Here is a 24,344-nt window from a genome sequence, read left to right on the forward strand (position 1 = left end):
GCCTTTCAGCCATGCGCCTACGATATATGGTATAATTTTGCGGCATCGCTCCGATATGTGGCGGAAATGCCGGAAATTGGTCGCTGATTTAAACCAACCCTCTCACTTTCAATCGTTTTCCCAACCGATTCTTTGAACATTCAACAACCTTGACTATGAAAAAAACTTTCCTTTTCATCCTTTCTCTTTCGACGATTGCCCCCTTGTTTGCCCAAGTATGTGAGCGCGACTCTTCCTTGCTGATGAACGACTCCGTTTTCGTTTCCCCTCGCCCCTACTCCGATTCCTATCAGGTGTACGCATTGGCACCTGCTTGTATCGGCGAGCCTTACACCCAGTCCGTGACCATCAAAGTGCCGCCTATCTTCAATTTCATGGGGGTGATGATTCCCCTGACGAACGCAAGCATCGCCACGACGGGTGCCATACAGGGACTGCCCTCCGGCATCACTTACGCTTGCGACCCGCCCAATTGTGTGTTCAACGCGAACACCTTGGGTTGCATCGTCTTATACGGCACTCCGAACAATCCCGCACAAGCACCCGACACCACTGATTTGGTCATCAATGCCACCGTGTCGGCAGGTGGCCTCACCATCCCGGTCACGTTCCCAGGACCTATCGCACCCGGCAATTATTACTTTGTGCTGGCAGAAGCGGGCGCTTGCATTATGAACACGCGCAACTACCACAGCCAGATTGCGTCGGTAAAAAACGTGCCCAACCCATTCTCTGATGCCACTATCATCAGCGTGACTTCGGAGGTTACAGGGCAATTCAATTTTGAAATGTTCGACTTGTTTGGTCGCCGCGTGCGTCAGCAGACGCTCGCGTTGGTGCACGGCGAAAACCAATTCACCGTCGAGGCGGGCGATTTGGCCAATGGCTCTTATTTCTACACAATTGGCAATGCCAATGGTAGCGTGACACGCAAAATGGTCATTTCAAGATAGTTGATGGCTTATTGGGCGTTGGCTATGGGCACAATGTGTAGCCAACGCCCAATAAACCATGTGGCTGATGCCCCCTCCGACAGTCTTTTTTAATCAACCGGTCTCATTGAAAAGTCGTTGCCGCCTTTGGCGCTAATCGCCCTACCCACCTTCCTCCGCAACGTATTTCTTCATTTTTTTAAAACCCGGTTGTTTTTATGCGACAACTCACTACCCTACTGTCTCTCTGTTTCTCCACGTTTTTCGTTTTTTCCCTGAACGCTCAGATTGGTTGTCCCGGTTGCGTGGTCAATTTGCCAGCCGATTTGCCAGCCGACACCCTTTTGCTCCAAGATTTGCCCGATGGCCAAAAGGGGGTTGCTTACAACCAAGACATTTCGTTCAGAATGCCCAAAACAACCACTCCCGTGAACGCCATTGACAGCATCACGCCTCCGGGACTGCCTATTTCGCAAATTGAAATCCTTTCTATCGAAGGGGTGCCGCCGGGCTTGTTCTGGCAGCCCAACCAGACCATTTTTCAAACAGCCAACCAGACGGACGGCTGCGTGAAATTCTGTGGCACCCCCACGCAGTCGGATTCTTTTGTGATGACGGTGAAAATCAAGGCCACCGTGTTTTTCATCACTCAGGAGGCGACTTTCCCGCTGCGCATCTACATCGCTCCGGAGGTCAGCATCACGGAAGGCTTCACCATGACTGACTTCACGGGCTGCGGCTCCACCACGGTGACGTTCACGAACAACGTCCCGTCTGGTGGCAACCCCGGCTTTTCGTATCAATGGGATTTTGGCGACGGCACCACCTTCGAGGGCGAAAACCCGCCACCGCACTCCTACGACGAACCGGGCGTGTATCCGGTGAACTACTATGCAAAAATTGACACCTCGCCATTCGTACTGGCCAGCGTCAAAGTATTGTCGGTGGGTTGCAGCGATGCTCTTAACAATCCCGACCTTTATTTCCTTGTGTTCAATCCGAGCGGCGAAAAGATATTCGATTCGTCTCCCCACGTCAACAACACGCCGCTGCCCTACACTTGGCCGGTCAACTTGATTCTTGACACAACGCTCACCTACACCATTGCCGTGTGGGATGAGGATTCGGGGCTGAAAGGCACTGACGACCCTTGCGGCGAGGTCACTTTTACCGTGAACAACAGCGGAGACACGCTGACTTCCGGGCCTTTGAGACTAATCGTGACCATCCTGCATGATGTGAAGGAAGTGTTTTCGAGGGACACCGTTTATGTGTACCCGCAGCCAGCTCCTCCAACCATTTTGGCTCCGAACGGGCTATCTGAATGTGTGGGTGCCAACACCTTGCTGCTGCTTTCTTCGTCGGGTGTGGGCAACCAGTGGTGGCTCGACGAGCTGCCCATTCCAAACGAAACGAGTTTTCTGCACAATCCCAAGCAGACTGGCTACTATCAGGTATCTGTCACTACGCCCGATGGTTGCTCGGCTTTTTCCGATAGTGTCTTGGTGGAAATATATCCGTTGCCGGATTCACCGCTCTACATCAACGTGAACAACTCGCTGCGCTTGGTTGACACGTCGGCTTTGCCTGCGCAGTATGCGTTGCAATGGTACAACGGCAATGCCCCCATTCCCGGCGAGACGGGGTTCCGCTATTGTGCCACTCAAAGCGGCAATTACGGCTTGCTGGTAACGGATTTGGCCACGGGCTGCATGAGCTTTTACTCTTCCACGGTGATGTACGACCCCAGTTTTGATTGCACCGTCAGCGCAGGAGAGGTCGCTGCACTTGTGCTTGGCTTATTGCCCAATCCTGCTGCCGAACAAGTGCAAGTGCGCTGGGGCAAACCTCTTTCCAACGGCGGCTCGCTCCGTCTGTGGGATGCGGCAGGGCGTTTGGTCAAAACAATGCCGCTCGCGGACGGTGCCAATGCTCATTCGTTTGACTGTGGCGATGTCAATGTCGGATATTACATGGTCGAAATCGTGACCGAGGGATTCAGAGGCATTGGGAAGTTGGCGGTGATGCGTTGATTGGCGCGTATTGATGCGGAATGGAGATTGTGTTTCCGCGTTAGGTATTCTGCCGCCAATGACAAGAAAAAATGGCTGGCGAGGGGGTAAACCCTTGCCAGCCATTTTTATCAAAAAGTACTCCAGCAAACTCATTCAAACATAATGCGCTTGGCAGCCACGCCTTGTGGGAAATAGAGCTTGGCCACATACATTCCGTTGACCAAGCCATTGCGACGAAGCACGTAAGTGCTGTTTTCGATGGAGCGAACGTCGCGGACCAAACGGCCACTCATGTCATACAACTCAATGGCCTGAATGGGATGCTCGGCATCCGTGCTAAACCAAATCTCGGTTTTGGCGGGGTTTGGCATCACGCTCAGGATGTTGTTGACATCAAAGAGGTCTTCGGCTTTTGTGGAAACCCCCGGGCAATCAAGCCCCAATGCACGGCAAGCGCGCGGCGCATAGAAGGCGATGATAGTGTCAATCGTGGATAATGCAGGCGCTGCGTTGGTCGAGCAGTTGAGCGGCACGATGGTGCCATTGGGCAATTGTGTGTTCGGCACGGTCACGTTCCACTCCCAAGGGGCTGAGTTGGTAGCAGCACGCAGTAAGGGGAAGAAGCCTTCGTTGCCGTTGTTGATAGTGCGAGCGTGTACAGAAATTGGGTCGTCGAGCAGGCCGCCCAATTTGAACACGTCGTTGTTGCCAAGCTGGTCTTGAATTGGTTGCACCCCACAAGACCCTGTCACGTTCACCACAGGGAAATTCACGCCCGGCACGACAACCAAGCCATCACCACACGGTGCGAAGGGGTCGTCTGGCACATGGAAGGAAATAATCGGGGGCGTGTTGGCATCCAGCCAGTTTTTGTCACCTAAGGCACCGCCCAAGTTCACTGCCAACTTGAAATCGGAGCCATAGCCAATGTGGTTGGGCACATAAAGCGTGTCGCCGACGGGGAAGCCTGTGACAGCAGCATAAGCGGCATCCACAATGCCGGGAGCAGTCTGTATCCCATAAGGGTCTCCATTGTAGCCCTCAATTACCATGGGTATCCCGTTGATGAGAAACTTGCCTGGCTCAGATGTCGTGATGATTTCGGAATACTTGTCCAAAGCAGCCGTATTCAACGAGAGATAGCCGCCCGTGCCTTGTCCAAACACCACAATCCGATTGGGGTCAATGCGGTAAGTGTTGCCGCCTTCGGCAACGTTCTTGCGGAAAAAGCGAATGCAGGCACGCACATCCTGCACGCCACGGTAGGCAGCGTTGATAAGGGTGAAACGACGTTGCAGCTCGTCGAGCAAGTCAGGGCGCCACCCGAGTCGGTAGTCAATGGAAGCCACGACGTAGCCCATTTTAGCCAAGCGCGTGCACATTTCCACCGCAGCAGGGTCGAAGCGCGTGCCGCCACAAGACTGGTTGACGCTCAGGCCAGTAACCGGGTTTATCCATGGCAGGAAGTTGCCCGTGTGACAATAGAGAATCAGTGGGCGTTGCGCCTCAGTGTCTCCTTCCGGCTCGTAGATGTCCATCAATAGGTTTTCTCTCGAAGTATGACCCGTGATACTGATGGTCAGCACGGTGAAGTTGGAGCCATACACCACGCCAGTGGTTTTCACGGTGTTGGAAAAAACTTGTTCGAGATAACGGTGGGGTTGCGCGGTGGCGACAAAATTCCAAAGCAGGAAGAGTGCCAGGAAAGGGAGTGGGAATTTTTTCATGGAAAGGCGATTTTAGTTGATGTTGTTGTTGTGCAAAGGAATGGTAGTTAGAACATTTTATTTTTTGCGAAAGTCGTAGAGTATGCTCAGGTAGGCCATGCGCCCGATGCGCGGCCCGCCGTAGGTCTGAAACTGCTTGTTGTTCAGCACATTTGACGCGCCAATTTTGAAAGTCGTGTTCATGCGTGTCCATGTGTAGTTCACCTGTGCGTCCATCAAATCGTATGTTGGGACGAAACCCGTGAATTGTGGGGAGCCTTCAAAGATAAAGCCCTGAATCCATTTGTACAGCACATTGAACCCCCAAACGTTGCGGCGGCCTGCTGGCAGGTCGCGAGCCGACACGCCCACATTATACTTGTGCTCTGGTGTGTTGAAGGCCGGAATGATGGGGTCGTCTATCTGTGAATTGAGGCGATTCCATGAGTAGTTGGCCTGCGCCATGAAATACCGCGCAAAATAGTAGTTAAATCCGATGGCTACTCCTTGCGTGGTCACCGTATTGATGGAGTTGGCTGCCACGCGGTAGATTTGCAAGCGGTTGAACTCTGGCCCAAAGAACCCGATGGGCAGGTCTACCCCGATGTTGAACCCAATGAAATCGTCGTAGAAACTGTAATAGTAACCTGCGTCCACATACAATTTTTCAAACAAGGTGGTCCTAATGCCTGCTTCAAGGGTTTTCACCTTTTCGGGTTGGATGGGAGCCACATTGAAGTATTGCAACAGCGAGATGCTCCCTCCCGGCAGGCGTCTGTACTCTTGCAGCGATTCCAGCGTGATAAGGCTGTCAAAACCTTCAAGATTGCCTACCAAGCGTGCCCGACCGACGTTCAGGTTGAGGTATTGGTCGGACAGCGTGGGGTTGCGGATGGCACTGGAAAACGAAGCTCGCAGAAACGTGTTGGGCTTGGGGTTCCAGACCACCGAGGCAGCCTCCGTATGCACCAATTTGAAGTTCTCGTTTTTGTCGAGTCGAAAGGCTCCGCTCAGCTTGAATTTCCCCAAAGTATGTTCCACGCCAGTGTAAGCCCCCACTTCTCTGTTGGTGATGCGGGTACCCGCCGTGTCTTTGAAAATGGTGCCTTCCGAATTGGGGCGATACATTCGGCCGTTCGCGCCCAGCACCCATTTGTCGAGAAAAGAAAAGGAGAAATTATACTCGCCATGCACATGGTAGAGCGCCGACTTGTCGAAAAAGCGCGTGCCGCCCTCCGCGTCCGTGGATTTGCGCGAGGTGATGGCGTTGAAAAGCGAGTCGAAGCGCTGTGTGCCCGGCTCGAAGAAGTCCTTTGTGGGGAAAGTGCCCACAGGGTTGCCGACGTTGGCAAAATTTTCGGCAAGACCATGCCAATAAGCCATCGAATCGCGGTAGGTCTGCAGCCACTGAGAAAGCCCGAGGCTATCTCCGACTTCCGGGTAGTCCAAGGGGCGCATACGATTGAAATAGATGTACCCGAGGTTGGCAGCCGTCCAGTATCGTTCGTAGTCGTTGGCCCACTGTTCGTTCGATTTTGAGGCTTCTTGGAGGCGCAAAGCGGTGAAATAGGGGTCGAAGGAGTTGCCGGCATCCTCGTTGGTCGCATAAGCCCTTATGAAATACTTGTCGCGCTTGCGAAACTCGATGCGATTTTGAAAGAACAAAATGTCGCGGAGGCTAAATCGGTTGTCACCTTGATACACCGTCGTGCCAGAGCCAAAACTCGAAGAGAGAATCAGTTCGGGCGATTCAAAGTCCTGTGACGGTTTGGTGCGGAAATGGAAAGCCGCGTTGGTCTTGATGTTGCGCGTGTTGTAATCCACCAAATCCACTTCGCGGTAGCCAGTGCGGTGATAGATGCCGAGGCCGGCGCGGGTATTGTTCCACCAGCTGCTGCCAGTGCCATCAAAACGAGGCTGGTATTCGTCGCCGTAGATATTCACCGCATCATAACGACCCGGGTTTTGTGCGGTGGTGTAAAAAAAGCCGCCTGACTCTGTGCCCGTCACTGGGTCGTAGTTGTCTGCTTCCCAGTCGTTGGCTCGCAAGTAGAAAAGGTTGATTTTGGTGGCAAACCAATCCTTGCCGTCTTTGTTTTTCACTGCTCCGGCCCAGCGCAGGGCTGTTTCAAAAAGAGCGCGTTCGCCCGTCTTGAACGACACCGCCAAGCCTTTGTTGAGAAAAGGGTTTTTGGTCTCCATCGAAATCACCCCGTTAAAAGCATTGGGGCCATAAAAGGCGGAACTGGCGCCTTGTACGAGGTCAACGCTATTCACATCCAAATCGCTGGAGCCTAAAAAGTTGCCCAAAGAAAAGTTGAGGCCGGGCGCCTGATTGTCCACCCCATCAATGATTTGAAGGGAGCGCACCGGGCTGGTCGAGTTGAAGCCTCGCGTGTTGATGATGGTGAAGCCAAGCGAGGCGGTGGTCAGGTCCACGCCTTTCAGGTTGCCAAGGCTGTTGTAGAAGGTGAAAGATGCCGCATCCTTGATGGCGATGGCATCGAGTTTTTCCACCGTGAGCGGGGCGGCCTTTTGCTTGTCGTCAATGCGTTGGCCTTTTATCACCGTTTCCTCGATGAGTATGGCCCCCGTTTGCAGTCGCACCAAGATGCGCTGGCTGGTGCTGGCGACCTCGACTTCTTGCGTGTTGTAACCTGTGTAAGAGATTTTGAGCGTCACTGGCAGGGCATCGGGTTTCAAGGTGAATTCACCGTTGTAGTCAGTGATGGTGCCTCCACCACCGCCTACATAGGTCACCGCCGCGCCTATCAGTTCCTCGCCCGTTTCGCCATCCACCACCTTGCCACGAATGGTGACTTGCGCGGTCAGCACGGCGCTGCCGAGGAACAAACACAATAGGCTGAAAATCAAATTTTTGTTGAATTGCTTCATACGGGAGTTGAATTGTGTTTTCGGAAAAAACTATTTGAATCGGCAGCTTTTGTGAAACCCTATTTGCTTGGCAAAAAAAGAAAGAAAATTTGATTCCAAAATGAAAAAGGAAGACTTCAACCAACTTCGTCAAAAATAGGCACAAACAAACACCCCTCGGCTCAAAAACAATGAGCGAGCAAAGGAAGTGAAAACCATTTTGGAAAAAGAAAAAATCTTGACGGCACGAGCGAAGAGTAGGCACTTGTTCGCGTACTGCCTGAGTCCCGATAGAAAAACATTTCTGTCGGGACTCGTGCCATGCCTACGCAGCTCCCCCCTTCTTCAGCAAACGACTCGCCAAGCGCCGCGCCTCCTGCCGCGGGCTTTTCCACCACTGCGCGGAGAGCACTGGCACAGCCTCTATTTTGTTGCGGCGGAAGTAGTTCCTTATCTTCTCCTCCCACTCATAGGAAGGCATCGCGGAGGGGGCCAGCACCCCGTCGAACAGCAGGACGCTGCTTTGCTCCTTGTCGTTTTTGGCCTGCAAGAATAGCGGCACCCTCATGCCCGCGGCTTGCACATTGCGCCGCATCTGACTGGATTCAAAATAGGGCCGCAGCGCCATTTCCACTTCTTCCATGAAGACGGAGAATGGGTAGTAGGACTCTGCGTAATTGAGCAGCACCTTCATTTTTTGCAGTTGCTCCTCGGCGGCGCCCGAGTCGCCTTGCTGAAGGTAGTCGGCGAAAGTGACGAGGTGCGAGAGGATGCAGGTGCCGAGGAAATTTTTGTCGGCGGCCAGCACGGCATATAGCCCCAGCGGGATGGAGTGCGCGATAAAGAGTTTTTGCGTGGCGCGGGTGAGCACGATGTGGAGTTGGTTGAGGCCTTGCTGTGTGTTCCAGAAGTGCAAATCCCGCGTGAGCGCCCCTTGTGCGTTGGTGGTGCCGTGCACGAGCGAGATGAGCAAAACATCCACATGCTGTCCTTGCAGCTCGGCGAATTGGTACACTCCCAGCCCACTGAGCAGCATCTGCTGTATCTTTTCAAAACCCGGTTGCTTGCGCTGACGGATTTTGAGCAATTGGCCCGCGATAAGGTCGCGCTGTTCCACGGTGGAGCAAGCGATGCCCACCACCGGGTAGGTGCTGCGGGCGGCGGTTGGTTCTATCAGGTTGAGCCAATCAATGATTTGGCGGGCTTCAGCCTCGTTGGTGCGGGTGTTTTCGTCGTAGCGGCCTTCCACGTTGGCCACGACGGTGGCCTCTCGGGCGGCTCTACCTGACGGCAGACGCTTGTAAGGCGTGTCGAAGGCGATTTTGTTGAATCGCACCCATTCTTCGGGGCTGTCCTGGTGTTGGTACTCGAGATGGTGGTCTTTTGCGCCGATGCCCTTGCAAAATTCGAGAAAGTCGTCTTCTGCTTGCGGGGTCATGTCTTGTTTCGAGTCGCCGAGCACCACGAGATTTTTCGACATCTGGAACAGGTGGTAGCATTCTTGTTTGGGGATGTTGTGCGCTTCGTCCACCAGCACGAGGTCGAAGGTCATGCCTGAGAGCTGTACCACGTCGAGCGCCACCTGTGGGGTCACGAGCAGCACCGGGAGCGTCTCGGTCAAAGGCTGGATGTATTTTTGGAACAGTTCTTCGGGCTTGTGCGCGGCGGTAAGGGTGCGGTTGTCTTTGCCAAACCAAGTCTTGAATGCTTTGCCGTCGGCAGAGCGCAGCCCGCGCAGCGCCTTGTTTTTGCGATTTTGCCACAGGGCGCTGATTTGGTAGGGGAGCAGCTCGCGCAATTCGCGGAGGTGGCTGCCAAAATTGGTCAGCGTATCGTCGTCCCACACCATGCCGGGGTTGAACTCGTTTTGCAGCAGGTGGTGCAAATACCAACTTTCGAATGCGGCAAGCCAATTGTTCGGCTTGATTTTGCACAAGGCTCGCACTACTTTTTGCTCTGCGGGGCGCAGGGCGAGCCAGTGTTTTTGCCAAATATGGAAATCCTCGAAATCGCGCAGGTAGAACTGCGTGTCTTCCAAACGCGCGATGACCTCCTCCAAAAACTCTTGCCGTTTCGGAATCGTCAGCATCTCGTGTTTCAATGCATCTTGGTACAACCCCGTTGCGTTGAATTCTTCCAAAAACACGTCCATCGCGTATTCCAATTCCTTCACTTGCTCGCGGAAATCAAGGTCGGCTTGTATGCTTTTGCCGTTGAGTCGGCGCACGTCTTCGCGCACGGCAGCGGGGATGCGCTTGCGCCACATTCGGAGCGATGCCTCGAAGTCTTTGGTGAGTTCGGATATTTTTTTGATGTTCTTGTTGTCGAGGTGGGCGGGGAAATCGAACTCAAAATGTTTGCGAAGGCCGTAGGCGCGGCGCATTTCATCAAAAGTGACACCGATTTTTTCTTTGGCCGCCACGATTTCCTTGTATCGGTCGCTGAACACTCCGTATAGTTTTTCCGACACCGAAATTGGCTTTTCAAACTCGCTTCCGAAGCGATTCACGCCGTCTTCCAAGCCATCGCGAATGCGCTTGACGTAGGCCGCCAACTCGGTGTAATACTGCTCGTAGTGGTCGAGCAGGCTTTCCGAGTAGTCGTTGGTTTTGGAGATATAACGGTGGTGAAGCGCCGTTGCCTTGGCAAGCATGGCCTTCACGAGGGTTTCCGTCCAAGCCAGCCCCTTGTCGGCATCTTGGCTGAGGAACACCGAGTTGTTGAGCCGCCCCAATGGGTGGCTCAAAGTGGGAAAACGGCGAAACAGCGGCTCGCTGGCATAGATGGCTTCCACGATGCCGTTGTATTCGCTTTTTGAAAACTCAAAATCTTGCGGGTTCAGGTGGCTGAGCAGCAGTTCTTTGCCCTCCATGCGGTTGGCGCGGAGGAATTTCCCGACCGTTTCCGTGAAGGACATTTCGCCAAAAAGCGGCGCGTGCAATTCTTCCCAAGCATCGTCGAGTTTGCGCTGCTCGCGCTGCGTTTTGTTGATGACGGCTTTGAAAAGCTCCTCGTCGTAGAGTGCTTTGTTTTTGTTTTCAGAGGCAGCGCGCAACATATCGGCCAACATGAGCTGGTCGCCCGCGATGTCGCGCAGCACAAAAGACACGTCGCCGAACCCTTTCTCCAACAGGAATTTCTGTGCCCGACGCAGCGCGTTGATGCTCTTGGACACCACGAGACACTTTTTGCCGTGCGACAGGGCGTTCATCACCAGCGCCGATATGAGGTAGGTCTTGCCGGTGCCCGACGTGCCTTCCACCACGGTGAGCGCGTTGTGCTGCACGGCGTGCAATACCGAGCGTTGCGACGGGTCGAGGGGCAACATGGTGAAGGTGTGTTTCCAATCGGCGGCATCGGCTGGCAAATCGGGCGCGACGGAAGGCGGGGTGGTCACGGTGGTGCGTGGCAGGGTGGGGAAAATGCCCGCCACTGCCGACCAAAGCAGCCGTCCTTCGGTGATGATGGTCTTCGCAGTGCCATTGGAGGGGAATGGCTGAATGCTAAGCGGCAAGCCATCCTCCACGAGGCCAAGCATGAGGCGTATGCCCTCGCAGAGGTCGTCGAACGTCTTGGAACTCACGCTTTTGGCTTCGGCCATCTGTTGGGCTCGCCGCGAGAAGTCCGTGCCGTTCAGCGCATCAAGCAGGTGGAAAAAGGGATAGTTGGGCACCACGAAATGCCCTTCGCCTCGATGTACCGACCATTGGTCAACGTGTTGCGAGTGTGGTTCCAATGAAAACTGCCAGACGAACAGCGGTGCCGCTACATGATAGCCGCCCAGCCGCGCCATGACGAATGGGTAGCCGATGCCGAGGTTTTTGGTACCAAACACCTTTTCCCGGTTGCGAGCCTCGAAGTAGAAATGATTGAGCCACTCGCCTGCCGGAAAATTGGCCTGCACCGTAAAATCGAATTTACGCCCCTCCACCATCTCGTGGATGCACCGGATGGCCAAATCGGCATCAATGGCGGTGAGGTCTGCCTTCATTGGCTCGTTGGGCAGGGCGGAAAGCCATTCAAGTGCCTCGCCACTGTAAGAAGGCATGGCCACAGATTTCACTTCAACGGGGGATGCGGCAGGAATTTCGATTTCAGACATATTATTGCGTTTGGCTTCCAATCAATTGCGCGTTGCAAAAGAACGGTTTTTATGCGAGTTTGAAACAAAAGGTTTAGGGGAAAAATTGTTTTTCTCTAAATTGGGGGCATGGGACCGCCTTTCGACGAAACCTCGTTCATGAGCGCCCTTTCGAGTGGCAACCTCATTTGGCGGAAGCATACACTCGAAAAAATGTTGGCCCGCGCAATTAGCAGGGCAGAGGTTTTGGAAGTGCCTGAGAAAGGGGAAGTCATTCAGCGATACGATTATGACAAACCGTTTCCAAGTGCTTTAATGCTTGGGATTTCCAAACTCGCGTCCTATTCACGTTGTTGTTTCATTTGATGAAGCCCTATCGGATATTTTCGTTATTACTGCTTACGAGCCTGATTTGACTATCTTTGAACCTGACTTCAAAACGAAAAGATAAAATGAAAAATATTCCTTCTCAATGCCCGATTTGTGCAGGAAAAGTCGCGCTCGGGAAAACAACTTTTACGGTTGATATGAATTCTGGCGTTGTGGTTGTACGCAACGTGTCCGCTTTTATTTGCCTACAATGCGGCGAAGAATGGCTGGACGATGAACAATCGAACGAACTGGAAAAAATCGTCAATCGCGCGCGGCAGGAAAACGCTCAGTTGGAAATGATTTCCATGTCGTGATTCACCCCAGCGCCCTGTCCAAATGCACATAGCCACCATCAACGTAAATCAACTGCCCTGTCGTGTGGCTCGATTTTTCTGAAAGCAAAAAGGCTACCGTGTTGGCGATTTCTTCCGGCGTGGTCATGCGCTTGCCGAGGGGAATTTGAGCGGTAATGTTGCGCAAAGCCGCTTCCGGGTCGGGCAAGGTCTGGAGCCATTTTTCGTAAAGCGGCGTGTAACTCTCGGCCACAACGACGGCGTTCACCCGGATTCCATATTTCAAAAGTTCCACCGCCCACTCGCGTGTGAGCGCGTTTCGGCCCCCGTTGGAGGCGGCGTAAGCAGAGGTGCCGCCCTGCCCCGTGTCGGCGGTCTTGGAACTGATGTTCACGATGCTGCCGCGCGTTTTTTTCAGTTCCGGCAGCGCATGATGCGCCATTAAGTAGTAGTGAACCATGTTTTTGTGCAGCGATGCGACGAAGGCTTCGTAACTGCCATGTTCCAGCCCCACCCCGTCGTTCACGCCTGCGTTGTTCACCAAGCCGTCTATTTTTCCAAACTTGGCGACGACCTCCCGCACTGCACGGGCGCACTCGTCGGGGCGCGTCAGTTCGGCAGCGACCGCAAAGGCTTGTTGGTTTTGCGACTCCAATTCGGCGACCATTTGCAAGTTGTCGTCGGCATTGCGACCGATAATGGCAGGTATTGCGCCCTCAGCGGCCAGCACCCGCACGATGCCCGCGCCGATGCCTTTGGCGCCGCCCGTGACGAGGATGATTTTGTCTGATAATGCTAAATCCATGACCGCGAATGTAACGCGCAGGGAATTTGCAAACCACATTTCGCCCCCCCCCCCGCGCTAATCAGTCTTTTGACAATGCCGTAAAGGTTTTTGACTTCTTCGAGCAAGAAAGTGATTTTTTCGTTTTGCGCGGCAATGATTTTCTCGAAATGCTCTTCCCGTTTTGAAGAGACGGTTGCTCGCGGTAAAGATGCCTCCTCATTTTCAAGTTGAAGAATCTCGCCGACGCTCGTGCCGCAGCAACGGGCGATGCGCTCCAGTTCCGGGTAGGTCAATTCCCGTTTGTTTGCTTCGACCCGTTGCAAAGTCCAAAGCGGAATATCGAATGTTTCGGCGGCTTGTTCTTGGGTGAGGCGGTGGTGTTTGCGCACGGCGCGGAGGATTTTGGCAAAATTGGTCATAACAAGAAGCGGGTGAGGTGACAGGAGGTGGGATTAAAGCAAACTGCTGGGCAAACATAGCAAAATTGTGGGGCAAATACTGCAATTCTGCTGTGGACTTTAACAATCGGGGGCGGGCAAATTTGCACCGTGCGACGCTTGGCGCGTGCCAACGCTCGCGCGGTGGTCAGCACCCCAATCCACCCAAAAAAGAAGTAGGGCGTGAAGCCGAGCACGACAGGGTAGGCATTCTGAAAACAAGTTTTTACCGATGAAAAAGTTAGTCCGATTACCGATTTTGCTGTTTTTCGCGTTGGCGATGTTTTTTGCCTGCACGAAGGACACCTCGACACCAACTGCCGATACCCCCAACCAGAGTTCCATTCTTAGCATGACCAAAGACAAGGATGGTATACTGAATTTGACCGTTGAAGTCGGGCCTACTGTGAACGGCGCGGTCAAAGACCGCGATGGATGCACCTTGTATGAGGCGTTGCGGTTTAGGCAAAAATGTTCAGACAACGAACCTTCTTCAAGCACCGCTCCCTTCACGGTCACCTATGTAAAGTTCCGACTTATCATAATCAATAAACAGACGGAGGCCAAAACACCTGTTAGTGACTGGATAATTGTGGATAATGGTAATGGGGTAAGTGGCCTAAACATCAGTTGGTATAATCAGTCACCTCGTTCGGACTATTGGTACGCCACCGAATTTGAAGACTGCGGGCCAAGCGGCTCCGGTCTCTGCACAACAAACTTCTACATCTGTGATTTTTGGAGTGACGATGCTTATCTGCACCTTGACACATGGAACTGCGACCCCCAATATGCCGATGCTGCCGGTTATGCAACGGGGGAACTTGTCGATGCTTATGTGTACATAGCCAGATGCACGCTAGGGTTAGAATGTACCGTAACAGGTGATGAGCCTCCCTTTCATTGCGACGATTAGTAACTAAACCGGCCCCTCAATAGGAATATGGGGATGGCCATAAACAGATGTGGTCATCCCGCTTTTTTATGGAAGTTCTTTCAGCGTCAAGAATTGTAGCACAGCAGACAATACTACTCTCATGGATTAATTTTTGTCGAAACTTTCTCTATTGCTTTCACCCGTTCTTCCCATCATTCAAACATCTTCGCCATGTTCCATTGTGGATTCCACCGCTTATTGGCAGCCATCTTATGTCTTCTTTCCGTATCGCTGTTCGGCCAAATTCCCACCTTTCAAAAAGCATATATTGGATACCCCCAAGACTTGTGCTTGTGGGGGATGGAAACCAAGAACGGGTTTTTACTGGCAGGCAGAACAAGGCCCTCGGCCACCACTAACTATGATGGTCTTCTCATCCGAACAGACCCGCAGGGCAAAATCATCTGGTACAAAAATTATGGAAGTAACATTACAAATGAAACCTTTTGGTCTGTTGATACGACTGACGATGGCGGGTTCTTCGTTTTTGGCGATATTCAGACTGATTCATGGTTAGTCAAAGTGGACAGCACTGGTGAAGAGCTTTGGCAAAAGCGACTTGGGGAAGCATTCTTCAATGAGGACCCTAATGGCACCCCCGTTATCTCGGTGTCCGACGGTTGTGTTGTGTCTGGCACGATAACTCAAAACCAACCCCCATTGGGTGTTCGCAGCTCTTTTGTGGTCAGAGTGAACAATCAAGGTGAAACGCTGTGGAGTCGGCGTTATACCACAACCATGCCGTCCATTGTCCGAATGCTTGCGGTATATCACGCCACGGACAGTATGCTGTATGCTTTCAGTGCATCAGGAAGAAATACTGGCTTAGTCGCCCTGAACCCGTCCAATGGTGACATCATAAAGGCTGTCGAGTACAGTCATCCGCATGACTCGCTGATATGTAGAGGGTTGCAGCCCACGCCCGATGGAAATTTTGTACTCGCAGGACACACCTACTCGCCCGACCCGAATGCCCCTACCCTGCTCTGGTTGTTAAAAGTTCGCCCCAACGGACAGATTATATGGAGCAAGGCTTATCCTTTCCCGCTCAATCAATATGACAGCGGCTATTTAAGTCATTTTAGTGCGCTCTCTGATGGTGGTTTTATTCTCTCCTCCGCCCAAGTAAATTCGCCGGGGTCGGTAGATTGGAGAATGTTAATGAAACTCGACAGCAATGGGGACGCACTCTGGAAAAAAGCGTACACCTATAACAATGGAGCTAATGAGTTCTTCAAACGCTGTTTTGAAATTTCCGATGGGGGACTTGCCGCTGTCAGTTCATTAAGAATTAGTCAACAACCCAATGTCAATGCTCTTACCCTGATAAAAACCAATGCCGATGGCGAAATAGAAGGTTGCTGTGCTCAAAAACGGGACATCGCTCCGGCAGTTGATTTTCCAATAGAGGTAATACCAATATCATATCTTCACGAAGATTATTTGCCTTTTACTCACGCGAATCTGACACCGACTTTTCAAGTCTCTTTTACCGACACCAGCATCTGCACTATTTATCCCCGCCCCACCCTCCACGACACCCTCCGTTTCTGCCCCGGCGAGAGCGTCACCGTCGGCGACTCCACCTACACCCAGCCCGCCACCGTCTCCCTCCTCATCCCCTCCGCCACCGACGACTGCGACACCCTGGCCACCTACACCCTCGAACACGAAGCCCCCGACCCCAACGCCGCCCTCCAACTCGACTGCCCCGCCGACATCTCCGTGCAGGCCAATGTGCCCACAATCGTCCACTACAACGAGCCGACGGCCTGGTCGGACTGCAACTGCCCCGACCTGACCCTCGTCAGGACCAGCGGCCCGGCCAGCGGCGCCGCCTTCCCCCTCGGCGCCACCTCCGTCTGCTACCAAGCCGACGATGCCTGCGCCAACTCGCGCGCCTGCTGCTTCACCGTCACCCTCGCGCCCGCCCCGCCCCCGCCCAGCGACGCCTGCGACACCAAGACCAGCGGCTGCCTCCAATTTGAACTCCTCCAAGTCAACCGCGACTACGCCCAAAACTGGGCCTACCACGTCCGCCTGACCAACTCCTGCGCCGACGCGGTGCAGTACGCCTACCTCCAAGTCCCCAAGGGCCTGCAAGCCCTCGCGCCCATCAACGACATCGTCTATACCACCGCCAACGGCCACACCTTCACCGCGCGCAACCCCAACTTCTCGCCCTTCTACTCCGTCCGCTACCATTTCGCCGCCGCCACTTTGTCCAGCGGCCAGTCGGAGACCTTCCGCTACGTGCTGCCCCAGCAGGCCGACGTCAAGTACATCCACGCCGCCGCGCGCCTCTTTTCGGGCGCCTTCGTCGAGACGCACCTCAACACATTTTCCTGCCCGGTGGGCACGGAGCCGCAGCCCAAGCCCGAGGCGGGCGAGCGCGGCGACTACGGCGGCGGCAGCACGCTGCGGGTGTACCCCAACCCGGTTTCCGCTGAGGAGGCGCTGTTCATCGAAGGCGGCGACATGGAGGGGAGCGATTTCGTGCTTCGTGACCTGACGGGCAGGCTGGTGCTGGAGGCGAGCGTCACGGGCAGTCAGGTCAGGGTGGGCGAGGCCAAGTTGGCAAACGGGCTATATTTTTTCAATGTTCTGAAAAATGGCTTGTCAGTGGGGAGCGGGAAGGTGGTGGTGGTGAGGTGAGTGGGGGGGATAATTTGGCATGACAAGAAGCGGGTGAGGTGACAGGAGGTGGGATTAAAGCAAACTGCTGGGCAAACATAGCAAAATTGTGAAGCAAATACTGCAATTCTGCTGTGGACTTTAACAATCGGGGGCGGGCAAATTTGCACCGTGCGACGCTTGCCGCGCCAACGCTCGCACGGTGGTCAGCACCCCAATCCACCCAAAAAAGAAGTAGGGCGCGAAGCCGAGCACGACAGGGTAGGCATTCTGAAAACAAATTTTTACCGATGAAAAAGTTAGTCCGATTACCGATTTTGCTGCTTTTCGCGTTGGCGATGTTTTTTGCCTGCACGAAGGAGACACAGATGTCCGATGGCAAGACCGACCCGCAAGGCGGTGTCATCAGCGCGACCCAAGACGCGGGTGGGAATCCTGCACCTGAAATTCAAAGCCGAGACGGGTGCGGTGGAAAGCCGGGATGAAGAAGAGTGCACACTCTATGAGGCCATCCGATTCTTCGAGTTTGACGAAGGCGATTTTCCCGATTGCGATGAGGACCGTGTCCGCGTGGATGTAAAGTTTCGTCTCATCAAGATGCACAAGCAAACGCTTTCCCGGGCGGCACTCACAAGTTACCAAACCTTTGCGTGCGTGGGCGGCCTGAACATTAGTTGGTATCTGCTTCCTCCACTTTCAGATTATTGGTATGCGGTTGAATTCAAATCATGTGAACTGCCAGCCGCCTGCGTTAGTGCATATTCTGGCCCATTCTGGATATGGGATTTTTGGGGCGACGATGGGCCCGGCACACATCTTGACCCCTGTAACAGCTCCGATGTTGGTGGCTACTCCGAGGGGCCGATTTTATCTACAAACCCACCCGAAGTCATCACCCAATGCACACTTAATGCGGACTGTTCCGTAACTCCATAGGTACGTCTGTGGCCGGCGCAGGGTGATTTTGAACGAGGGACTTGACAACCTTTAAAAAATTGCCAAATCTGTGGGCATTTCTGTCCAGAATCACCCTGCGCTAGCTATAAGGCCAAAACCCCGCGAGTTTGCAATAAATCATACAAATCGGTTCTTGTGGACTATTTTTTGACGGGAGCTACGCAGCCTACACAAACACTATTTGACCTAAAAATTTCTTTTGCCATGTTGAATCGCACACTTCTCAGTCCTCTGTCAGTCATCTGTTTCTTCCTTTCCACATCGCTTTTTGGCCAAAGCTCTACTTTTCAGAAAGCTTACCTCGGAGGCGGAGACGACGAGGGTAGGTGGATCATTGAGACAAACAACGGTTTCTTAATTGCAGGTCAAGCAAAGAGCCTCGTTAATAGCAACAACTCTGATGCCTTGCTCATCCGAACAAACCAACGAGGAGAAATCCTTTGGCAAAAAAATTACGGCGGCGCTGTTAACGAGAACTTCAGTTATGTGACAACAACTAATGATGATGGTTTTCTTGCCTATGGTATCACAGGCACTGTTTTCAATCAAAGATACGATGCTTGGTTGGTCAAGGTGGATAGCAGCGGCAACTTGCTTTGGCAAAAAAGTCTTGGCGAGGCAGCTTCTTATGAAGCTCCGAACGCGCCCATCCATACTGTACCAGGAGGGTTCTTGCTCTCGGGCTTAAAAGGTCAAAACCCCTTTGGCATTATCGGCTCTTTTGTGACCAAAGTGGACGAACAAGGCGAGACGTTGTGGAGCCGTTACCATGTTTTGGGCGCTCAACCTGGCAGTGCTGTTGTCAGGAACTATCTCGAAGTGCATTATGCCACGGACAGTTTGCTTTACGCCACTGGTGTTTTTGGAGAAAGCGCCGTATTTGCGACCATGAACTCCCTTAACGGCGATATTATACAGGTAATTGAGTACAAAAACCCGCATCACGCTTTACGTCCATTCAAACTGCACCCCACGCACGATGGGAATTTTGTGCTTATAGGCTATGCCACTCCACTGAACCCAAACAATCCGCGCTCAATCTGGCTGCTTAAAATCCGCTCTGACGGACAAGTGATTTGGTGCAAGGTATATGCGTCCAACTACCGTTGGGTCACTCCTATCTTCGGGTCCACTATCACCTCCGATGGAGGCTTCGTCATTTCGTCAGGAGAACAACAAAGTCAAAATAATGGCGAAACTGATTATGGGATGTTGATGAAACTCGACGGCAATGGCGACGTGGTCTGGAAAAAATCCTACTCTGAGTATTTCGTCCATGACAAGAGTATAAACAATTGTTTTGAGGTGGCAGGCGGTGGACTTGCCGTTATTGGGTGGGAGCGTGACTCAACCGATGACGTGCTGCTCATAAGAACAGATGCAGATGGTGAGATAGAAGGCTGTTGCTCAAAAAAAAGAGCCAGTATTAATCCGACTGACTTTATTGTGGAGGCCAGCCCAATGCTTTATGAACAAGAAGATTATCTGGCTTTCAATCCAACTAACCTAACGCCTGTGTTTAATATAGCCTTTGTTGACAAAAGCATCTGCAACAACCCCCGCCCCACCCTCCACGACACCCTCCGCTTCTGCCCCGGCGAGAGCGTCACCATCGGCGACTCCACCTACACCCAGCCCGCCACCGTCTCCCTCCTCATCCCCTCCGCCACCGACGACTGCGACACCCTGGCCACCTACACCCTCGAACACGAAGCCCCCGACCCCAACGCCGCCCTCCAACTCGACTGCCCCGCCGACATCTCCGTGCAGGCCAATGTGCCCACAATCGTCCACTACAACGAGCCGACGGCCTGGTCGGACTGCAACTGCCCCGACCTGACCCTCGTCAGGACCAGCGGCCCGGCCAGCGGCGCCGCCTTCCCCCTCGGCGCCACCTCCGTCTGCTACCAAGCCGACGATGCCTGCGCCAACTCGCGCGCCTGCTGCTTCACCGTCACCCTCGCGCCCGCCCCGCCCCCGCCCAGCGACGCCTGCGACACCAAGACCAGCGGCTGCCTCCAATTTGAACTCCTCCAAGTCAACCGCGACTACGCCCAAAACTGGGCCTACCACGTCCGCCTGACCAACTCCTGCGCCGACGCGGTGCAGTACGCCTACCTCCAAGTCCCCAAGGGCCTGCAAGCCCTCGCGCCCATCAACGACATCGTCTATACCACCGCCAACGGCCACACCTTCACCGCGCGCAACCCCAACTTCTCGCCCTTCTACTCCGTCCGCTACCATTTCGCCGCCGCCACTTTGTCCAGCGGCCAGTCGGAGACCTTCCGCTACGTGCTGCCCCAGCAGGCCGACGTCAAGTACATCCACGCCGCCGCGCGCCTCTTTTCGGGCGCCTTCGTCGAGACGCACCTCAACACATTTTCCTGCCCGGTGGGCACGGAGCCGCAGCCCAAGCCCGAGGCGGGCGAGCGCGGCGACTACGGCGGCGGCAGCACGCTGCGGGTGTACCCCAACCCGGTTTCCGCTGAGGAGGCGCTGTTCATCGAAGGCGGCGACATGGAGGGGAGCGATTTCGTGCTTCGTGACCTGACGGGCAGGCTGGTGCTGGAGGCGAGCGTCACGGGCAGTCAGGTCAGGGTGGGCGAGGCCAAGTTGGCAAACGGGCTATATTTTTTCAATGTTCTGAAAAATGGCTTGTCAGTGGGGAGCGGGAAGGTGGTGGTGGTGAGGTGAGTGGGGGGGATAATTTGGCATGACAAGAAGCGGGTGAGGTGACAGGAGGTGGGATTAAAGCAAACTGCTGGGCAAACATAGCAAAATTGTGAGGCAAATACTGCAATTCTGCTGTGGACTTTAACAATCGGGGGCGGGCAAATTTGCACCGTGCGACGCTTGCCGCGCCAACGCTCGCACGGTGGTCAGCACCCCAATCCACCCAAAAAAGAAGTAGGGCGTGAAGCCGAGCACGACAGGGTAGGCATTCTGAAAACAAGTTTTTACCGATGAAAAAGTTAGTCCGATTACCGATTCTGCTGTTTTTCGCGTTGGCGATGTTTTTTGCCTGCACGAAGGAGACACAGATGTCCGATGGCAAGACCGACCCGCAAGGCGGTGTCATCAGCGCGACCCAAGACGCGGATGGAATCCTGCACCTGAAATTCAAGGCCGAGACGGGTGCGGTGGGAAGCCGGGATGAAGAAGAGTGCACACTCTATGAGGCCATCCGATTCTTCGAGTTTGACGAAGGCGATTTTCCCGATTGCGATGAGGACCGTGTCCGCGTGGATGTAAAGTTTCGTCTCATCAAGATGCACAAGCAAACGCTTGCCCGGACGGCACTCACATCGTTCGGCACTTATTCGGGTGTGGGTGGGCTTAATATCTCTTGGTACAATTATCCGCCGCTTACTGATTATTGGTATGCTGTCGAATTTGAGTATTGCGTGCGTAACCCCCTATGGGTTGAACCCAATGAGGACCCTAACGAAAAATTCTGGATAGCCGATTTTTGGGGCGACGATGGGTATGGTGTCCATCTTTACCCCTGTGATTATGCAGATGCATCTGGGTTTATTGATGAACCTATCCCTCACTTGACCATCCCGGGCGTTGTCATCACTCAATGCACCCTCAACCCTGATTGTTCTATAACGCCCTGACAAGCGAATTTTGCGGGACGGGCTCGTCATAGAATAGGCTCGTCCCGCCTTTTCGAAAAAATGCCAAAAGCGAGTTTGTAGCCCTACTTTTTTTGGCAAAATAATAGACAAATCACCCCTCATGGAGTAATTATTGGTGCAAATCTCAGTGCCAAGCCTCCCCCTTTTCATCATCTAAAATTAAAACAATCCGTCATGACACAGTTTGGACTTCGCAGTTTTCTGATTGCTTTTCACTTCGTTGTATACAACGGAATTTTCGCTCAGAATCCAACCTTTCAGAAAATCTATCGAGATATTTATCAAGACCAAGGCTTAGATTGCATTCAAACAATTAACGGCCATTTAATTGCTGGCTGGACAAGAAACTCGATGGGGTCTGATGGGTTTCTTATTCGTACCAACTGGCAGGGCGATATACTCTGGCACAAATTTTACGGCGGACCCGCTTTTGATTTGTTTCGCTATTTGACAGCGGCCAACGACGGCGGATTTCTTGCTTATGGGGGGACAGGAAATTTGGGGAACCTTCGCGATGTATGGTTGGTCAAAACAGACGAAGACGGCAACCTGCTGTGGCAAAAAAGAATGGGCGCGCCCCATACCTCCGAAGTTCCCAGCGCCCCTATCATTCCCGTAACCGACGGCTACCTGCTCTCAGGGGAATTAGGGCAGGGTACCACAGCAAATCTTGGTTCTTTCATAACTAAAGTAGATAACAATGGGGAGACCCTTTGGAGCCGACTTCTGACAATAGGCGATCAATCCAACAGCGCCGCTACCAAATACTACGGCATCTATCATGCCACGGATACGGCCCTGTACGCAACGGGTACCAATGGCGATCATGCCGTTTTTGTCCGCCTTGACCCAAGCACAGGCGATGTTGACAGGGTCATTGAGTACAGGAGTCCCCTTTACAAGCTGCGCTCTTTTGGGCTAAGGCCCACGCACGACGGCAACTTAATGATCATGGGAATGGCCGATTTCGCAGACCAAACTATGCCTAGGGTTGTATGGGCGCTCAAAGCCCGGCCCGACGGAGAGGTGGTTTGGAGCAAGACATACATGGCCAATCAAGGATGGCTGTCGCCCATTTTCCGTTTCAATAATGTGTCTGACGGCGGCTTTATCTTATCTCTTGAAGAATCGCAGATAAACGGGGACGTAGATCGAACCTTGTTGATAAAAATTGACGCTGATGGCGAGTTTACCTGGAAAAGGGTCTTGCCTCTCGATGGAAATCCCAACAAATACAAATACTTTTCCCATATTTTTGAAGACTCGACGGGACAGTTTGTTTCCACGGGATGGATCAATAACCCCTCTAGTGAGGTTCTGTTTGTAAAAACCAATCCAAGAGGAGAGACATCAGGCTGTTGCTCAAAGACCAGAAACGCCATACCCCCTGTTGACTTCCCTGTGGAAGCAGTTGAGGCACCGTTCGAGCAGAGCGATTATCTGCCGTTCGAGCCCGCGGATCTTTCGTCGCCACAATTTCAGTCAAACTTTGTAGCCGAAGACATTTGCTTAGTCCCACAGCCCACCCTCCACGACACCCTCCGCTTCTGCCCCGGCGAAAGCGTCACCATCGGCGACTCCACCTACGCCCAGCCTGCCACCGTCTCCCTCCTCATCCCCTCCGCTACCGACGACTGCGACACGCTGGCCACCTACACCCTCGAACACGAAGCCCCCGACCCCAACGCCGCCCTCCAACTCGACTGCCCCGCCGACATCTCCGTGCAGGCCAATGTGCCCACAGCCGTTCACTACAACGAGCCTGCCGCTTGGTCGGACTGCAACTGCCCCGACCTGACCCTCGTCAGGGCCAGCGGCCCGGCCAGCGGCGAGTTGTTTCCGGTGGGTGCCACTACTGTCTGCTACCAAGCTGACGATGCCTGCGGACTGTCGAAAAACTGCTGTTTCACCGTCACCATCACGCCCGCCCCGCCCCCGCCCAGCGACGCCTGCGACACCAAGACCATCGGCTGCCTCCGATTCGAACTCCTCCAGGTCAACCGCGACTACGCCCAAAACTGGGCCTACCACGTCCGCCTGACCAACTCCTGCGCCGACGCGGTGCAGTACGCCTACCTCCAAGTCCCCAAGGGCCTGCAAGCCCTCGCGCCCATCAACGACATCGTCTATACCACCTCCAATGGCCACACCTTCACCGCACGCAACCCCAACTTCTCGCCCTTCTACTCCGTCCGCTACCATTTCGCCGCGCCCACTTTGGCCAGCGGCCAGTCGGAGACCTTCCGCTATGTGCTGCCCCAGCAGGCCGACGTCAAGTACATCCACGCCGCCGCGCGCCTCTTTTCGGGCGCTTTCGTCGAGACGCACCTCAACACATTTTCCTGCCCGGTGGGCACCGAGCCGCAGCCCAAGCCCGAGGCGGGCGAGCGCGGCGACTACGGCGGCGGCGCGCTGCGGGTGTACCCCAACCCGGTTTCCGCTGAGGAGGCGCTGTTCATCGAAGGCCTCGACATGGAGGGGAGCGATTTCGTGCTTCGTGACTTGACGGGCAGGCTGGTGCTGGAAGCGAGCGTCACGAGCGGTCAGGTCAGGGTGGGCGAGGCCAATTTGGCAAACGGGCTATATTTTTTCAGCATTTTGAAAAACGGCTTGCCTGTGGGGAGCGGGAAGGTGGTGGTGGTGAGGTGAGTGGGGGGGATAATTTGGCATGACAAGAA

The 24,344-nt window shown here is 53.8% G+C and carries 15 protein-coding genes; 10 read left to right on the forward strand and 5 right to left on the reverse strand.

The window, feature by feature from the left end:
* Window positions 1–155 precede the first annotated feature (155 nt).
* Window positions 156–953, forward strand: a complete 798-nt coding sequence (locus tag KIS77_18350) for a T9SS type A sorting domain-containing protein (GenBank protein ID MCW5924290.1) — start codon at window positions 156–158, stop codon at window positions 951–953.
* Window positions 954–1,150: 197 nt separating this feature from the next.
* Window positions 1,151–2,965, forward strand: a complete 1,815-nt coding sequence (locus KIS77_18355) for a PKD domain-containing protein (GenBank protein MCW5924291.1) — start codon at window positions 1,151–1,153, stop codon at window positions 2,963–2,965.
* A 131-nt stretch (window positions 2,966–3,096) separates the two neighbouring features.
* Here the strand turns inward: KIS77_18355 and KIS77_18360 are convergent, their stop codons facing one another.
* The 3 genes from KIS77_18360 to KIS77_18370 all read right to left on the reverse strand — a co-directional run bounded on the left by KIS77_18360 (window position 3,097) and on the right by KIS77_18370 (window position 11,629).
* A complete protein-coding gene (locus KIS77_18360; GenBank protein ID MCW5924292.1) occupies window positions 3,097–4,674 on the reverse strand; it encodes a T9SS type A sorting domain-containing protein in 1,578 nt (525 codons plus the stop codon).
* Between the two features lie 57 nt (window positions 4,675–4,731).
* Window positions 4,732–7,548, reverse strand: a complete 2,817-nt coding sequence (locus tag KIS77_18365; protein MCW5924293.1) for a carboxypeptidase-like regulatory domain-containing protein — start codon at window positions 7,546–7,548, stop codon at window positions 4,732–4,734.
* A 304-nt stretch (window positions 7,549–7,852) separates the two neighbouring features.
* Window positions 7,853–11,629: a PhoH family protein gene (locus KIS77_18370; GenBank protein ID MCW5924294.1), complete on the reverse strand. Its 3,777-nt coding sequence runs from the start codon at window positions 11,627–11,629 to the stop codon at window positions 7,853–7,855.
* A gap of 431 nt (window positions 11,630–12,060) precedes the next feature.
* Between KIS77_18370 and KIS77_18375 the strand changes: the two genes are divergently transcribed.
* On the forward strand, window positions 12,061–12,294 hold the full coding sequence (locus KIS77_18375; GenBank protein ID MCW5924295.1) for a type II toxin-antitoxin system MqsA family antitoxin: 234 nt from the start codon (window positions 12,061–12,063) through the stop codon (window positions 12,292–12,294).
* Between the two features lies 1 nt (window position 12,295).
* Here KIS77_18375 and KIS77_18380 read toward each other — a convergent pair whose 3' ends face one another.
* Window positions 12,296–13,078, reverse strand: a complete 783-nt coding sequence (locus KIS77_18380) for an SDR family oxidoreductase (protein ID MCW5924296.1) — start codon at window positions 13,076–13,078, stop codon at window positions 12,296–12,298.
* Window positions 13,069–13,479, reverse strand: coding sequence for a helix-turn-helix transcriptional regulator (locus tag KIS77_18385; GenBank protein MCW5924297.1), 411 nt, complete (start codon window positions 13,477–13,479; stop codon window positions 13,069–13,071). Before KIS77_18385 ends, KIS77_18380 begins: the two co-directional genes overlap by 10 nt.
* Window positions 13,480–13,729: 250 nt before the next feature.
* Here KIS77_18385 and KIS77_18390 point away from each other — a divergent pair, with 250 nt between their 5' ends.
* The 7 genes from KIS77_18390 (at window position 13,730) to KIS77_18420 (ending at window position 24,315) form a co-directional block, all read left to right on the forward strand.
* Window positions 13,730–14,413, forward strand: coding sequence for a hypothetical protein (locus KIS77_18390; GenBank protein ID MCW5924298.1), 684 nt, complete (start codon window positions 13,730–13,732; stop codon window positions 14,411–14,413).
* A 192-nt stretch (window positions 14,414–14,605) separates the two neighbouring features.
* On the forward strand, window positions 14,606–17,089 hold the full coding sequence (locus KIS77_18395) for an HYR domain-containing protein (GenBank protein ID MCW5924299.1): 2,484 nt from the start codon (window positions 14,606–14,608) through the stop codon (window positions 17,087–17,089).
* Window positions 17,090–17,358: 269 nt separating this feature from the next.
* Window positions 17,359–17,553, forward strand: coding sequence for a hypothetical protein (locus tag KIS77_18400; GenBank protein ID MCW5924300.1), 195 nt, complete (start codon window positions 17,359–17,361; stop codon window positions 17,551–17,553).
* Window positions 17,495–18,004, forward strand: coding sequence for a hypothetical protein (locus KIS77_18405; protein MCW5924301.1), 510 nt, complete (start codon window positions 17,495–17,497; stop codon window positions 18,002–18,004). Before KIS77_18400 ends, KIS77_18405 begins: the two co-directional genes overlap by 59 nt.
* A 426-nt stretch (window positions 18,005–18,430) precedes the next feature.
* The gene (locus KIS77_18410; protein MCW5924302.1) at window positions 18,431–20,719 is read left to right on the forward strand and encodes an HYR domain-containing protein; all 2,289 of its coding nucleotides are present in this window, start codon (window positions 18,431–18,433) and stop codon (window positions 20,717–20,719) included.
* Between the two features lie 269 nt (window positions 20,720–20,988).
* Complete coding sequence (locus tag KIS77_18415) at window positions 20,989–21,645, forward strand: hypothetical protein (protein ID MCW5924303.1); 657 nt, start codon at window positions 20,989–20,991, stop codon at window positions 21,643–21,645.
* 195 nt (window positions 21,646–21,840) lie between these two features.
* A complete protein-coding gene (locus KIS77_18420; GenBank protein MCW5924304.1) occupies window positions 21,841–24,315 on the forward strand; it encodes an HYR domain-containing protein in 2,475 nt (824 codons plus the stop codon).
* The last annotated feature ends 29 nt before the right edge of the window (window positions 24,316–24,344 follow it).

Source organism: Saprospiraceae bacterium (assembly GCA_026129545.1).
Lineage (GTDB): Bacteria > Bacteroidota > Bacteroidia > Chitinophagales > Saprospiraceae > M3007.